This window comes from Natronorubrum daqingense (assembly GCF_001971705.1).
GTDB lineage: Archaea > Halobacteriota > Halobacteria > Halobacteriales > Natrialbaceae > Natronorubrum > Natronorubrum daqingense.
This window is the reverse complement of record NZ_CP019327.1, coordinates 922,538-935,547: the sequence shown is the minus strand read 5'-3', so window position 1 is coordinate 935,547 and position 13,010 is coordinate 922,538. Positions and strand designations below refer to the sequence as shown.

The 13,010-nt window shown below is 59.9% G+C and carries 15 protein-coding genes; 9 read left to right on the top strand and 6 right to left on the bottom strand.

All coding sequences use genetic code 11. From position 1 onward, the window contains the following. Window positions 1–9 precede the first annotated feature (9 nt). A complete protein-coding gene (locus BB347_RS04585) occupies window positions 10–1,383 on the bottom strand; it encodes a sodium-dependent transporter (protein ID WP_076577953.1) in 1,374 nt (457 codons plus the stop codon). 204 nt (window positions 1,384–1,587) lie between these two features. Between BB347_RS04585 and BB347_RS04580 the strand changes: the two genes are divergently transcribed. The 8 genes from BB347_RS04580 (at window position 1,588) to BB347_RS04545 (ending at window position 8,374) form a co-directional block, all read left to right on the top strand. Then, the gene (locus BB347_RS04580; RefSeq protein ID WP_076577955.1) at window positions 1,588–3,132 is read left to right on the top strand and encodes an acyl-CoA carboxylase subunit beta; all 1,545 of its coding nucleotides are present in this window, start codon (window positions 1,588–1,590) and stop codon (window positions 3,130–3,132) included. Window positions 3,133–3,134: 2 nt separating this feature from the next. Next, window positions 3,135–3,503 carry a hypothetical protein gene (locus BB347_RS04575; RefSeq protein WP_076577957.1) on the top strand — a complete coding sequence of 123 codons (369 nt, stop codon included), beginning with the start codon at window positions 3,135–3,137 and terminating at the stop codon, window positions 3,501–3,503. Window positions 3,504–3,634: 131 nt separating this feature from the next. Beyond that, window positions 3,635–3,823: a DUF7525 family protein gene (locus BB347_RS04570; protein ID WP_076577959.1), complete on the top strand. Its 189-nt coding sequence runs from the start codon at window positions 3,635–3,637 to the stop codon at window positions 3,821–3,823. A 92-nt stretch (window positions 3,824–3,915) separates the two neighbouring features. After that, window positions 3,916–4,140 (top strand): DUF7123 family protein, encoded by a 225-nt coding sequence (locus tag BB347_RS04565; protein WP_076577961.1) that lies wholly within the window; start codon window positions 3,916–3,918, stop codon window positions 4,138–4,140. A gap of 89 nt (window positions 4,141–4,229) precedes the next feature. Then, on the top strand, window positions 4,230–4,676 hold the full coding sequence (locus tag BB347_RS04560; protein ID WP_076577963.1) for an SRPBCC family protein: 447 nt from the start codon (window positions 4,230–4,232) through the stop codon (window positions 4,674–4,676). A gap of 65 nt (window positions 4,677–4,741) precedes the next feature. Then, on the top strand, window positions 4,742–5,575 hold the full coding sequence (locus tag BB347_RS04555) for a carbon-nitrogen family hydrolase (RefSeq protein ID WP_076577965.1): 834 nt from the start codon (window positions 4,742–4,744) through the stop codon (window positions 5,573–5,575). 320 nt (window positions 5,576–5,895) lie between these two features. Beyond that, window positions 5,896–7,731: an acetyl-CoA carboxylase biotin carboxylase subunit gene (locus BB347_RS04550; protein WP_076577967.1), complete on the top strand. Its 1,836-nt coding sequence runs from the start codon at window positions 5,896–5,898 to the stop codon at window positions 7,729–7,731. A gap of 349 nt (window positions 7,732–8,080) precedes the next feature. Then, complete coding sequence (locus BB347_RS04545; RefSeq protein WP_076577969.1) at window positions 8,081–8,374, top strand: HalOD1 output domain-containing protein; 294 nt, start codon at window positions 8,081–8,083, stop codon at window positions 8,372–8,374. Between the two features lie 32 nt (window positions 8,375–8,406). Here BB347_RS04545 and BB347_RS04540 read toward each other — a convergent pair whose 3' ends face one another. From BB347_RS04540 to BB347_RS04530, 3 genes are all read right to left on the bottom strand, one after another. After that, window positions 8,407–8,820 carry an acyl-CoA thioesterase gene (locus BB347_RS04540; protein WP_076577971.1) on the bottom strand — a complete coding sequence of 138 codons (414 nt, stop codon included), beginning with the start codon at window positions 8,818–8,820 and terminating at the stop codon, window positions 8,407–8,409. A gap of 71 nt (window positions 8,821–8,891) precedes the next feature. After that, window positions 8,892–9,644: a ribonuclease H-like domain-containing protein gene (locus BB347_RS04535; protein ID WP_076577973.1), complete on the bottom strand. Its 753-nt coding sequence runs from the start codon at window positions 9,642–9,644 to the stop codon at window positions 8,892–8,894. Window positions 9,645–9,769: 125 nt separating this feature from the next. After that, a complete protein-coding gene (locus BB347_RS04530; RefSeq protein ID WP_076577975.1) occupies window positions 9,770–10,432 on the bottom strand; it encodes a DUF7504 family protein in 663 nt (220 codons plus the stop codon). A gap of 152 nt (window positions 10,433–10,584) precedes the next feature. On the opposite strand from BB347_RS04530, the gene BB347_RS04525 reads away from it, so the two are divergent. After that, window positions 10,585–11,424, top strand: coding sequence for a DUF7547 family protein (locus BB347_RS04525; RefSeq protein ID WP_076577976.1), 840 nt, complete (start codon window positions 10,585–10,587; stop codon window positions 11,422–11,424). On the opposite strand, the gene BB347_RS04520 is transcribed toward BB347_RS04525, so the two are convergent. Further along, on the bottom strand, window positions 11,421–11,780 hold the full coding sequence (locus BB347_RS04520; RefSeq protein ID WP_076577978.1) for a nucleic acid-binding protein: 360 nt from the start codon (window positions 11,778–11,780) through the stop codon (window positions 11,421–11,423). The genes BB347_RS04525 and BB347_RS04520 overlap by 4 nt on opposite strands. Next, window positions 11,777–12,937 (bottom strand): thiolase family protein, encoded by a 1,161-nt coding sequence (locus tag BB347_RS04515; protein ID WP_076577979.1) that lies wholly within the window; start codon window positions 12,935–12,937, stop codon window positions 11,777–11,779. The genes BB347_RS04520 and BB347_RS04515 overlap by 4 nt, the downstream gene beginning before the upstream one ends. Window positions 12,938–13,010: the final 73 nt, after the last annotated feature.

Here is a 13,010-nt window from a genome sequence, read left to right as displayed (position 1 = left end):
CTAGATCGCCTACAGGTTTTCGTCGATCCAGCCCGCGAAGTCCCCGGTCAGGAAGTCGACGTAGTCGACGATACCGAGGTACAGCGACACGACAAGGACGATAATGATCGGGACACGGATAGCCCAGATCCAAAGCGTCCCGATCGATCCGAGTTCACCGATTCCTTTTTCGAGTTCGTCCACGGCCATCTGCGGGGCGATCCACCCAACCAGGATCGACAGCATGAGTGCACCGAACACGAGCAGGATGGCGTCAGCGAACAAGTCGAGCAGGTCCAGGAAAACAAGATCGTAGGTAACTGGAACTCCGAGGAGATAGATGGCCCCACCCATACCTGCCGCCGCCTTCCACCGTTCGACACCGTACTCGTCGATCGCATAGGACGTAACGACCTCGAGCAGCGAAATCGCACTCGAGAGCGCGGCGATTGCGACCGTTGCGAAGAACAGCAGTCCCAGGAACTGTCCGCCGGAAATTTCCGCGAACGCCTGGGTCAATGCGACGAAAATTTCACCGGGTCCACCTTCACCTGGATCGGTCAGATCGCCGGCCCACATGATCGGGAAGACGACGAGTCCGGTGAGGAATGCGATACCAGTGTCGAAGCCGATGATCATCCCGCCGTCTTTGGCGAGGTTTCGATCTTTCCCGAGGTACGACGCGTACGTGATCATCACACCCATCCCGAGAGAGAGGGTGAAGAATGCCTGTCCGGCGGCAGCCGGCAAGAGTTCGACCCAGTTGTCGGCGATGACGCCGAAATCAGGTGAGAGGTAGTACTCGTATCCACCACCAGCGCCAGGTAGCGTGTAGGCCCACACCGCCAACCCAAGCAGGAGAACGATGATCGCCGGAACCATGACTTTCACCGCGAGTTCGATTCCTTTCCGGATTCCTAATGCGACGATACCGACCGTCAACACCATGAACACCGTATGCAAAATGAAGGCGTCGAGACCGACCGCCAGCGTGTCGAACATCAGCTCCGGATCGCCATCGTACGACGCAATGTGGTCGGCGTAGCTGCCGCGCAAGCCTTCACCGGCGTAGCGAATAAACCAGCCCGCGATTACGCTGTAGTACGACAGAATAACGAATCCGGTTACGATGAAGATTCCGCCGACATACTTCCATGCATTTCCACCGTACTCGAGTAATGCGCCGACCGGATTTCGTTCGGTTCTCCGACCGACGACGAACTCGGCCAGAATTGCGGGGAATCCGACCAGTGCGATAAACAGCAGGTAGACGACGAGGAACGCCGCCCCCCCACCTTCACCCGTTACGAACGGGAATCGCCAAATGTTTCCTAACCCTACCGCGCTCCCCACCGCGGCGAGAATGAAGCCTGTTCTTGTTGCCCATGTCTCTCGTTGAGCCATGTCTTGCCCATTGAGAGGGGTGTTATATATAACTTTCTACGGTATTACCTCTCGAGATAACGAGCGTCTATTTATAATTGCTGTCGGTCGTTCCACCATTTGCCTCGTGGATGGTTATTAATTGTGATGGTGTTGCGGAATCCTTTTCCAGTAGGTTCTCGCACGAGAATATATGAACCACGCAGGGGTGCATCGACCGTGACGATGGAAGATCGCATTGCGGAACTCGAGGAGCTACGCGAAGAAGCCCGTCTGGGTGGCGGAGAGGACCGAATCGAGAAACAACACGACAAGGGCAAGATGACCGCCCGCGAGCGGATCGACTACTTCCTCGACGAGGGGACGTTTACGGAGTTCGATCAGCTTCGGACCCACCAGACCAGCCAGTTCGGGATGGAAGAGAAGAAAGTTCCCGGCGACGGTGTGGTGACGGGATACGGCGAAGTCAACGGACAGACGGTGTTCGTCTTCGCTCACGACTTCACCGTCTTCGGCGGCTCGCTCGGCGAGGTGTTCGCCGAGAAGGTCTGTAAGGTCATGGACATGGCGATGGAAGTCGGCGCACCCGTCATCGGGCTCAACGACTCCGCTGGGGCCCGCATCCAGGAGGGTGTCAAGAGCCTCGCTGGCTACACCGAAATCTTCCGCCGAAATCAGGAAGCGAGCGGCGTTATTCCCCAGATTTCCGCGACGATGGGTCCGTGTGCCGGCGGTGCCGTCTACTCCCCGGCGATCACCGACTTCATCTTCATGGTGAAAGACACGAGCCACATGTACATCACCGGGCCCGGCGTCACCCAAACCGTCACCGGTGAGGAGGTCACGCACGAGGAACTCGGCGGCGCGATGACCCACTCCGGGAAGACCGGCGTCGCCCAATTCGCCTGTGAAAGCGAAGAACAGGCCCTCGACGATATCAAGCGGTTGCTCTCGTATCTGCCACAGAACAACGTCGAGGATCCACCTCGCGTCGAACCGTGGGACGACCCGGACCGACGTGACGAGGAGCTGAAATCGATCGTTCCACCCAGCCCACAGAAGCCCTACGACATGGTCGACGTCATCGACAGCGTCGTCGACGAAGGCTCGTTCTTCGAAGTCGCGGACAACTTCGCGAAAGAACTCGTCGTCGGATTCGGTCGACTCGATGGCCGTTCCGTCGGTCTCGTCGCCAACCAGCCTCGAGTGAACGCCGGAACGCTCACCGTCGACGCCTCGATGAAGGGCTCGCGATTCGTTCGCTTCTGTGATTCGTTCAACATTCCGATCGTCACGTTCGTCGACGTGCCCGGCTACATGCCCGGAACCGATCAGGAACATCGGGGCATCATCCGCCACGGTGCGAAACTGCTCTACGCGTTTGCGGAGGCAACCGTCCCACTGCTGACGGTCATTACCCGGAAAGCCTACGGCGGTGCCTACTGCGTCATGGCCTCGAAGAACCTCGGTGCCGACGTTAACTACGCCTGGCCGACCGCCGAAATCGCCGTCATGGGGCCACAGGGTGCGGTCAACATCCTCTATCGCAAGGAACTCGCCGAGTCCGACAACCCCGAGGAACTCAGAGACGAACTCATCGAAGAGTACCGCGAAGAGTTCGCCAATCCGTACACGGCGACGGACAAGGGCTTCCTCGACGACGTCATCGTGCCGACCGAAACCCGTCCGCGCCTGATCGACGACCTCGAGATGCTCGAGACGAAACGCGAGTCGAATCCGGACAAGAAACACGGAAACATCCCGCTGTAAGCATGACGACACACCAGTCGAACGTCGAACTCGACGGCCCACAAGATGGTCTCGAATCGGCAACGCACTCGACAGCAGGGGAAACCGACGGTGCCACCGTCGAGACTCCATCGCAACCGGCGTACGATATCGACCTCCCCGCGGATGCGAGCGACGAAGAAGCGGCCGCAATCGTCGCGGCAATCGGCGCACACGTTCACGATCACGCGCTCGCGATTGCCGCGGCAGCGTCCGAGAGCGAAGAGACGTGGGACGGAAAACGCTGGTCGTTCGCCGGCCGGATTCGGGACCGACAACAGCGGACCGTCAGAGTGCCACGCGAAAGCCCAACCGATCCGTGGGCGGCCGCGGGCCGAACGGATCGATTCTAACGAACGACGGTGGGATTGGCTTTCGAGCGATCGATTTTACCGAAGCAACTCTCCCTCGAGCAGCGTCCGCGTGCGTGTGGACCTGACGCACAATGAGTGCGCTTAAGAGACACCGTCCACAACCCCCGAACATGGCCACGCAAACCGAATCTTCGACGGACATGGGTGTTGGACTGGCGTTTGCACTCAGCGCAGTTGCAGCGATTGGTGCGTTGTTGATGTTCACCGGAGCCCCGGACATGACCGCAGCCTGGGGATTCGCCGCAGCGATGCTCTTTAGCGCGCTGGCAGTCGTTGGCATTCACCTCTACTGGGACTAATCGCCAGGCGAGACGTCGTTCAATACCGGCGTACGTTCCGAATCGGGCTACAAAAGTTAAGAGCGACGATGTCCTAAACCCCCCTACGGACGATGACCGACTACTCCAACGAAGAGCAAGAAATCCTCTCGTACCTCCGGGAGAGTGCGACTCGAGGTGAACAGTACTTCCGGGCGAAGAATATCGCGGAAGCGATTGGGCTGTCATCGAAGCAGGTCGGTTCCCGCCTCCCTCACCTCGCGGAAAAGGCGGACGAGGTCGACATCGAAAAGTGGGGTCGCGCTCGCTCGACAACGTGGAGAGTGACGATTAGTTAACCACCGATTGGAACTGGGTCGTTGTGTTGGTGGAGTAACGTGACGTTCGGTCCACGGTCTTTTTACCAGTGACTCCCGGAGTTAGGGCCATGACAGTACGGGTCGATCGATCGTTCGAGGTTTCGGCGCCACCCGAACGTGTCTGGGCATTTATCGCTGACCCAGAGAATCGCGCACAGGCGATCAGTGTCGTCCACGAGTACACCGCGACCGATCCCGCCGGCAAAGAAGTAACCTGGCACGTCGAATTACCGATTCCGTTCGTTCGGAAAACGATCACCGTCGAAACCGAAGACGTGGCGCGTGACCCACCGACGTACGTCGAGTTCGTCGGCAGATCGAAGGTGATGGACGTCAGCGGGACGCACGAAATCGTCGACACAGCCGACGGCACCCGCCTAGAGAATTCGTTCGTCGTCGATGGCAAACTCCCTGGCGTGGAGACGTTCTTCGAACGAAATCTCGACGACGAACTCGAGAACTTGCGTGTCGCCCTCGCGGACGACCTCCGGGCGACCAACTCAGGGGGCGACTGACGACGCTCCCTCGACGAATCAGGTACCACTCCCGATAGACACCACTCGACGACAGACCACACACGATGACACCGACTCCGACCACACCGTTTACGCTCGCACTCGCCCAGATCGACGTCGAACCGACCGCTGTCGACGCGAACGTCGAACGCGCCCTCGAGGCCATCTCGCGTGGGGCTTCGCGTGGTGCAGATTTGGTTGCACTGCCGGAGCTGTTCAACGTCGGGTACTTCGCGTTCGACAGCTACGCCGACCTCGCGGAACCGATCGACGGCACGACGCTCGCTCGCATTCGAGAGGCAGCGGCCGAACACGGCGTCGCCGTGCTCGCGGGGAGTATCGTCGAAGACCTCGAGGCGACGGCGACCGTCGAGACGCCGGCAGACGAGGGGTTTGCAAACACGGCGGTGCTGTTCGATTCGAACGGTGATCGTCAACTGATCTACCGGAAACACCACCTCTTTGGGTACGAGTCGGCCGAATCCGAGCTACTCGTTCCGGGTGAGCGCATCGAGACGGCAACCGTTAGCGGGGTCACTATCGGAACGACGACCTGTTACGATCTCCGCTTTCCGGCCCTCTATCGTCGACTCGTCGATGCCGGCGCAGAATTAGTGCTCGTCCCGAGCGCGTGGCCGTATCCGCGCCTCGAGCACTGGCAAACGCTTTCACGCGCTCGCGCGATCGAGAATCAATGCTTCCTCGCGACGATCAACGGCTCGGGCCACTTTGAAGACGCCGACGCGACCCTGCTCGGGCGGTCGACCGTCTACGACCCGTGGGGGACGACGCTAGCCTCGAGTGGTGATGAGCCAGCGCTCGTTCTTGCGGAGTTGGATCTCGAGCACGTCGGGCAGGTTCGAGCGGAGTTTCCCGCACTTCAAGACCGGCGACTGTAACTGTACCGCGTTCGTCACTTCCAGAACGGCGACGTCGATCACTGAATTTTTATTTCAGGGACTCAATTGTCCGACCTGCCGGTTACAGGCGCTTTTCACGTCACGACCGGCAGAGCGCGTCTCCGGCCCGACACACGCTCGAATCCCGGGACTCGAGCGTGTCTCGTCTCCGTCCCACCTCGAATTCACTCCTCTTTCGTTGCTGTCGAGTCGCTGGCTATCCGGGTCAGACGGTCGATCTCGCAGAAATTGCGAAAAGTACCATCGGCCAGCCCGTTGCGAAAAAGTAACGTAGTGGCTTCGCGTGTGTTTTGACAGGAATGTTCAGGAAGGTTCTCGTAGCGAACCGCGGGGAAATCGCTGTTCGAGTGATGCGAGCCTGTGAGGAGTTGAATATCGGGACCGTCGCGATCTACTCCGACGCCGATTCGGAGTCGGGACACGTCCGCTTCGCCGACGAAGCGTACAACGTCGGTCCGGCTCGAGCGGCCGATTCGTACCTCGATCACGAGGCGGTTATCGACGCCGCACGGCGAGCCGATGCCGATGCGATCCACCCCGGCTACGGCTTCCTCGCGGAGAACGCCGAATTCGCGAGCAAAGTCGAGGCTGCCGACGGTATTACCTGGATCGGTCCTGCGAGTGACGCCATGGAAGCACTCGGTGAGAAGACCAAAGCGCGGACGATTATGAACGAGGCAGACGTGCCGATCGTCCCCGGAACGACGGATCCCGTCACCGAACCCGAGGAGGTCACCGCCTTCGGCGAGGAACACGGCTACCCGATCGCGATCAAAGCCGAAGGTGGCGGTGGCGGACGCGGGATGAAAGTCGTCTGGAACGAGAGCGAAGTCGAAGACCAACTCGAAAGCGCCCAGCGCGAGGGTGAGGCCTACTTCGACAACGATTCGGTCTACCTCGAGCGCTACCTCGAGAACCCTCGTCACATCGAAGTCCAAATCGTCGCCGACCACGACGGCAACGTTCGTCACCTCGGCGAGCGTGACTGTTCGCTCCAGCGCCGCCATCAGAAGGTTATCGAAGAAGGCCCCTCCGCTGCGCTCTCCGACGAACTGCGCGAGAAGATCGGCGAGGCCGCTCGCCGCGGGGTTTCTGCGGCGGAGTACACCAACGCCGGCACCGTCGAATTCCTCGTGGAAGAAGAGTCCGGACGCAGTCCCGACGAACCGCTTGGCCCCGACGCAAACTTCTACTTCCTCGAGGTCAACACGCGAATTCAAGTCGAGCACACCGTCACCGAGGAAATCACCGGCATCGACATTGTCAAACGCCAGATTCGAATCGCTGCCGGCGAAGAAATCGATTTCGAGCAAGACGAGGTCGAGATCGACGGTCACGCGATCGAGTTCCGGATCAACGCGGAGAACGCGGCCGAGGACTTCGCTCCTGCGACCGGCGGCACGTTAGAGACGTACGATCCGCCGGGCGGAGTCGGCGTCCGGATGGACGACGCCCTCCGACAGGGCGACGACCTCGTCACGGACTACGACTCGATGATCGCGAAGCTCATCGTCTGGGGCGAAGACCGCGAGGAGTGTATCGACCGCTCACTGCGCGCGTTAGGTGAGTACGAAATCGATGGCATTCCAACGATCATCCCGTTCCACCGACTCATGCTCACCGACGAGGAGTTCGTCGAGAGCACGCACACGACGAAGTACCTCGACGAAGAACTCGAGGAGAGTCGAATCGAGGAGGCCCAAGAGCAGTGGGGCGGAGACGTCGGCGACGGCTCGAGTGAGGACGAAGAGGCCGTCGAACGCGAGTTCACCGTCGAAGTCAACGGCAAACGATTCGAAGTCGAACTCGCAGAGCACGGTGCCCCGGCGATTCCGGCCGGCGACGTTGACGTCGACGGTGGCCGCGCCGAACCGCCACAGCCAGCAGGCGGCTCGAGCGATAGCAGTGACCTCGAGGGCGACGGTGAAACCGTCGACGCAGAGATGCAGGGAACGATTCTCGATGTCGCCGTCGAAGCGGGAGACGAAGTCGCCGCTGGCGACGTGCTCGTCGTTCTCGAGGCGATGAAGATGGAAAACGACATCGTGGCCTCGAAGGGCGGCACCGTAACCGAAATCGCCGTCGAGGAAGAACAGAGCGTCGATATGGGCGATACGCTCGTCGTCCTCGAATAGGGAAGATCGATTCCGAATAGTCCTCGAGCGTTCGACGGTGGACGTTTTGCTCTCCCGACCTGTATTTTTGAGAGTGTCCTTTCTGCCACCCCATTTTCCGGTTACATAAACGAGTCAATGACTGCTTTCGTAGACGAGTTAGGACCGTTTCCTCTCGACGGTAGTCCGTGACGCTGAAACAATTCGAACGAAGCGGACGATTCACCTGCTGAGTGTCCTACTATCACAACAATATTGAAGTCGAAAAAATACACTGTCGGACAGAACTGAGCCGTGCTGAACAATAGTGTCCAACAAGGGCTGGCTGAGGCCAGAGGATTTATGCCCGATGACTGTAAGAGTCTGGCCAATGCTACTCTCAGCTGACGCCTCGGATACCACTGCGACACGCTCGATCAGTTTCGACGTAATCGCCGCTGTTGCCGAACGAGAGGGTGTCGATCCGATGGATATCGAACCTCCAGAGTACGAAGCGTTGTACGAAGCCATCAATCCGGAGGCGCTCGATGCAATTTTCACCCCGCGAACGGATGGAACTCCTCGAGCAGCGGGTCGCGTCGAGTTCCCGTTCTGTGGGTATCACGTCACGGTATCGAGCGACGGGGATGTCGACGTTCGCGAGCAATCGAACACCGATCAGTAAGCCCGTTTGGCGCGTGGGCCTCGAGTCGACACTCACTCGCGTGTCGCGTCGATTCGTGTTCGCCATTCGTCGGGGAGTGACTTCGACTCGCCAGTTTCTCGATCGACGAGGACCTGAACTGTCTCTGCCGTAGCGGCAGTCTCTCCTTCGGCACGAATCTCGTATCCGATCGTTAGGCTCGAGGTACCGAGGTCGGTGACACCCATCGAGACGGTAACCCTGTCGTCGGCTTCGATTGCCCTGACGTAGTCGATCGTCATCGTGGCGAGAACGGTTCCGATATCTGGCAGTGAAACGCCGATAACGTCGACGAAGTACGCTTCTCTCGCTTCTTCGAGGAACGTGGCGTAAACAGCGTTATTTACGTGGCCCATGAAATCGATGTCACGGAGACGCACGTCGATGTCGGTTTCGTAGGAGTACAGGTCGTCGGGATCGTCGGTCATCGATGCCAGCTAACGAACGCGGACACCGTATAGCTACGTGTCCCACCCGTATTGTCATCGATCGTCGCGAGTTATTCTGCGTCACAGACCGATTCGAAGACGGATTGATGGAGTTGCGTCGTGACGATTTCCATCAGCGGCTTCATGTTTCGCGTATCTGCCCGGTTGTACTCGACGAGACGCTCGAGTGCGGCGTCGTCGCCGCGTTCGTACTCGTGCCAGAGGCGGACGGCGTCACGGCCCGTGAGGTCTGGCATGTCGCGGTCGATTCCGAGTTCTCGCTCGATCGCTTTCAACCCGCCATCGAGTCCGAGCGTCTTACAGGGGTACATGAGGTCGACGTGGGGCGTCGTGACGTCGATGTCGTAGCAGGTCTCGAGAAACGGCACGTCGAAGCGCTGACCGTTGAACGTCGCCAGCAGCGCCGCTTCCTCGAGTTCGGTCTCGAGACGCTGACTCGTCAAATCTCGTCCCTGAACGAACGTCTTCGTCTCACCGCCCTGGTGAAGGCTGACGGTCGTCACGTCGTTACAACTCGCGTCGAGTCCGGTCGTTTCGATGTCCAGAAAGCAGGTCTCCTCGCGGACGTTTTCGTAACAGCGCCAGCGGCTAGCTGCCGGCATGGCGTCGGCGAATACCGAAACGTCACCGCGCTCGAGGTGGCGACGACCGTCGTCGATAAACGAAGAGATCCGGTCGGCGAGCGTCTCGCCGACGACGCTCCCATCGAACTCGTCCCAGTGGGTGATCCCGTGCTCCCAGAGACGACGTTCGGTGGTTTCCCCAACCCCGCGAACGGGAATGAAACTGTTCTCGATTCGCACACCCGTTTCGGGGCGCCGCGTAAACTAAAATTGATTGGATCGACGCCGGGACCGTTATCTCGACCGTCTCGAGAGACTGGCGGTATCGACCGGTGAGACTGGATCTCCTGTGAGCGTTTGACGGCTCAAAAGGCTAGCCACTCGGTCGTCGTTCCGTCGTCTCGAAACTGCCAGCGATGTTCGTCCGTTCCGCGCCGAGAGCGGATTTCGACGAGCACGTCGAACAGTGGCTCGAGGAGACGAACCAGTTCGTCGGTGCGCTCGAGTGGGAGGTGATAGTGGCCCATCCCGTTATAGTAATCGACTCGAGCGGTGAGCAGGTGGAGGAACTGAAACACGTCGTCTCGTGGCTGTGCGTCGAATAACCGCTGGAGGCAATCGAGACAGACGCGAAGCGAGGCGGGTTCGAACCCGTCCGCACGCTCTTCGAGTTCCTCGATCGCATCGTTACTCTCGAGACCGAGCGTTTTGAGCGGTGTCTGGTCGGAGGTGTCGCCACCTACCCGTGTCGACGGTGTGGCCGCTGTCACGTCGATCGTACGGGTGTGATCTGGCGCGTCGATACTCGAGTGAGCACACGGTTTCGTCGTCGAATCTGAATCGGTGATAGTGAGTCGATATCGCGAGGGTGCATCGACGCCGCCACACAACCGACGACAGAGGGTCGTGTGGAGTTCGGACGCATCCGTGCCGACGATCAGAATATTGCTACCGTTTCGTTTGAGTTTTGCGAGCGTCTGTCCGAAACTCGCCTCCGATGACACACCATCGATTGGTTCACCATCCATTCCGTCATACAGAGATTGCGATATACTGATAAGTTTTCTGTCTCGTACTGATCGTATCCTTGTGTTTCACTGACAATCGTGAGTTCGACGGACTACTTTCGAGTCCACCGGCTACCGGCCGAACTTTTCATTGAGGCACCCGTAGGAGTCGTATGAGCGACTCCAACGACGAACTGATCGATGCCGTTCGTGAACTCACACGAACGATCGACGACCTTCGAACGGAACTCGAGGCGAACACCGACGGTCCTCGACTGCGACCGCGCCCGCGGCCGCCGACCCCACGAGAGCTCCTTCGGTTTACGGACGAGATTGCGATCCCGGCAGCGATCGTTGCCCTCGAGACGAGCGTCCGCGCGCTCGAGGGGTTTCAGCGGACGCTCAAACTCGCGCGCACCGAACGAGACGTGCGAGACCGGACGTCGACTGCGACCGACGCCGCGGGAGATCGCGCGAATGCGCTCAGACGAACGACGCTCTCACAACTCGATACCATTCTGACGCAACTCCAGCGAGCGACAGCCGACGAAGACGCCGTCGAGGACGACCGAGTCACCGACTTGTTATCCGAGGCTCGAGCGCTGCGCGACGATCTCGACGGAAGGTTGCAGCGTCTCGGCGACGATGTCGACCGTTCTGCGGAGCGCTCGGACCCGATTCGCATCGACATCGAAGACGGAACCGTCGACTCGTCCGATATCGGTGACGAAAGCGACACTCGGGGCGATCCACAGTCACACGTCGACGTCGACGCCGAACTCGAGACGCTGAAAGATCGCTACGGCGAGGAGGATTCGGATGCCGATTCCAACCCGGATGTGGGTGCCGATGTTGGTTCCCACGAGAATCGCTCGGGTGAGGTCGGTGAGACTGGCGATACAGGCGAAGCGAGCGAAACGGACGGGACGGACGAGACGAACGGTGACAACGGATCGGACCCGACTCGTGACGATTCTCCGGGAGCGGGAGACGATACCGGCGAGGACAGTTAGACCGGCTCGAACCGATACCCGTCCCACTCCTGGCTTTCTGGCTCGCGAATGCCAGCATCGGGGTCGCGCAGTTTCTCGACGTACACCGGTTTTACCTCGTCGCCAGTTTCGATATCGCCGGTCGTCACCTGACCGATCGCTCGGACGGATTCTCCCTCGACGTCGAATTCGACGATTGCGAGATGATTCGGCTCGCGGACGCCCGGTGGCGTTGCCGTACTCGTCGTCCACGTGATCACTTCTGCGGTGTACTCGCTGAGGTCTACCGTGTCGACCGGTTCGGTCCCACCCGGTCCTCGAGGATGACCGGGGTAGCGAATCGTGCCGTCGTCGTACTCGTAGGCTTCCATCGTCATTGTGCTGCCTCCATGATCGTCGTGATCACACAGTTGCCAAACCCGCCGACGTTACAACAGAGTCCGGCCTCGGCGTCGACCTGCCGTGGCCCTGCCTCGCCGACCAGTTGTTCGTAAATCTCGACCCCTTGTGCGACGCCGCTTGCACCCAGCGGGTGCCCCTTCGATTTGAGACCACCGGAGGTGTTGACCGGCAACTCGCCCGTGTCTCGCTCGGTGTATCCCTCCTCGACGAGTTTCCACGCCTCGCCGTGCTCGGCGAAGCCGAGTCCCTCCATCTGGAGGAACTCGAGAATGGTGAACATGTCGTGGAGTTCTGCGACGTCGATATCGTCCGGCTCGAGGCCGCTCATCTCGTAGGCTCCGTTGCCGCTCTCGACGACGCCGCCCATTACGGTCGGATCCTCGCGTTCGTGGACGACGTGGGTGTCCGTCGCGCCGTCGATGCCCGAAATAACGGCGTAGGTGTCGGTGTACTCCTGGGCGACGGATTCGGGACAGCACATGAGCGCCGCCGAGCCATCCGTGATCGGACAGAAGTCGTACAGTCGAAGCGGATCGGCGACGACCGGCGACTCGAGGATCGTCTCGAGGTCGACTTCCTTCTGGAACTGCGCGTGTGGGTTGTCGACGCCGTTTCGATGGTTCTTGGCGGCTACTTTTCCGAGACTCTCACGCGGGGCATCGAAGCGCTCGAGGTAGTGTCGGGCGGTCAACCCCGCAAACGAGGGGAGCGTGACGCCGTGTTTGTACTCGACTGGGTGCGTGAGCGAGGCGATGACGTCGGTTGCTTCGCCAGTCGTCCGATGGGTCATCTTCTCGCCGCCGACGAGCAGCGTCATCTCGCTCGCGCCGCTTGCGACGGACTGCCAGGCGGCGTAGATACCTGCACCGCCGCTGGAACTCGTCTGATCGACACGTTGTGTGTATGCCGGCATCGCATCGAGGTCGTGGGCCAGCGCGTTCGGAACGCCGGTCTGTCCTTCGAATTCCCCACTCGCCATGTTCGAGACGTACAGGTGATCGACCGCCGAGGCGTCGACACCCGAATCCTCGAGACACTCCTCGCCGGCTTCCGCGAGGAGGTCCATGATCCACTCTCCCTCGCGTTGGCCGAACTGCGTCATCGAGGCACCGATAATTGCAACACGTTCCATACGCTACTGGTCACCGGTCAACGATTTATAAGGTGGGGATCCCGACAGTGTTCGTCGTTGCGAGGGCTTCAAC

Coding starts and splice junctions, on each gene's coding strand:
- BB347_RS04585 (WP_076577953.1), bottom strand. CDS start 1,383: ATGGCTCAACGAGAGACATGGGCAACAAGAACAGGCTTCATTCTCGCC.
- BB347_RS04580 (WP_076577955.1), top strand. CDS start 1,588: ATGGAAGATCGCATTGCGGAACTCGAGGAGCTACGCGAAGAAGCCCGT.
- BB347_RS04575 (WP_076577957.1), top strand. CDS start 3,135: ATGACGACACACCAGTCGAACGTCGAACTCGACGGCCCACAAGATGGT.
- BB347_RS04570 (WP_076577959.1), top strand. CDS start 3,635: ATGGCCACGCAAACCGAATCTTCGACGGACATGGGTGTTGGACTGGCG.
- BB347_RS04565 (WP_076577961.1), top strand. CDS start 3,916: ATGACCGACTACTCCAACGAAGAGCAAGAAATCCTCTCGTACCTCCGG.
- BB347_RS04560 (WP_076577963.1), top strand. CDS start 4,230: ATGACAGTACGGGTCGATCGATCGTTCGAGGTTTCGGCGCCACCCGAA.
- BB347_RS04555 (WP_076577965.1), top strand. CDS start 4,742: ATGACACCGACTCCGACCACACCGTTTACGCTCGCACTCGCCCAGATC.
- BB347_RS04550 (WP_076577967.1), top strand. CDS start 5,896: ATGTTCAGGAAGGTTCTCGTAGCGAACCGCGGGGAAATCGCTGTTCGA.
- BB347_RS04545 (WP_076577969.1), top strand. CDS start 8,081: ATGCTACTCTCAGCTGACGCCTCGGATACCACTGCGACACGCTCGATC.
- BB347_RS04540 (WP_076577971.1), bottom strand. CDS start 8,820: ATGACCGACGATCCCGACGACCTGTACTCCTACGAAACCGACATCGAC.
- BB347_RS04530 (WP_076577975.1), bottom strand. CDS start 10,432: ATGGATGGTGAACCAATCGATGGTGTGTCATCGGAGGCGAGTTTCGGA.
- BB347_RS04525 (WP_076577976.1), top strand. CDS start 10,585: ATGAGCGACTCCAACGACGAACTGATCGATGCCGTTCGTGAACTCACA.
- BB347_RS04520 (WP_076577978.1), bottom strand. CDS start 11,780: ATGACGATGGAAGCCTACGAGTACGACGACGGCACGATTCGCTACCCC.
- BB347_RS04515 (WP_076577979.1), bottom strand. CDS start 12,937: ATGGAACGTGTTGCAATTATCGGTGCCTCGATGACGCAGTTCGGCCAA.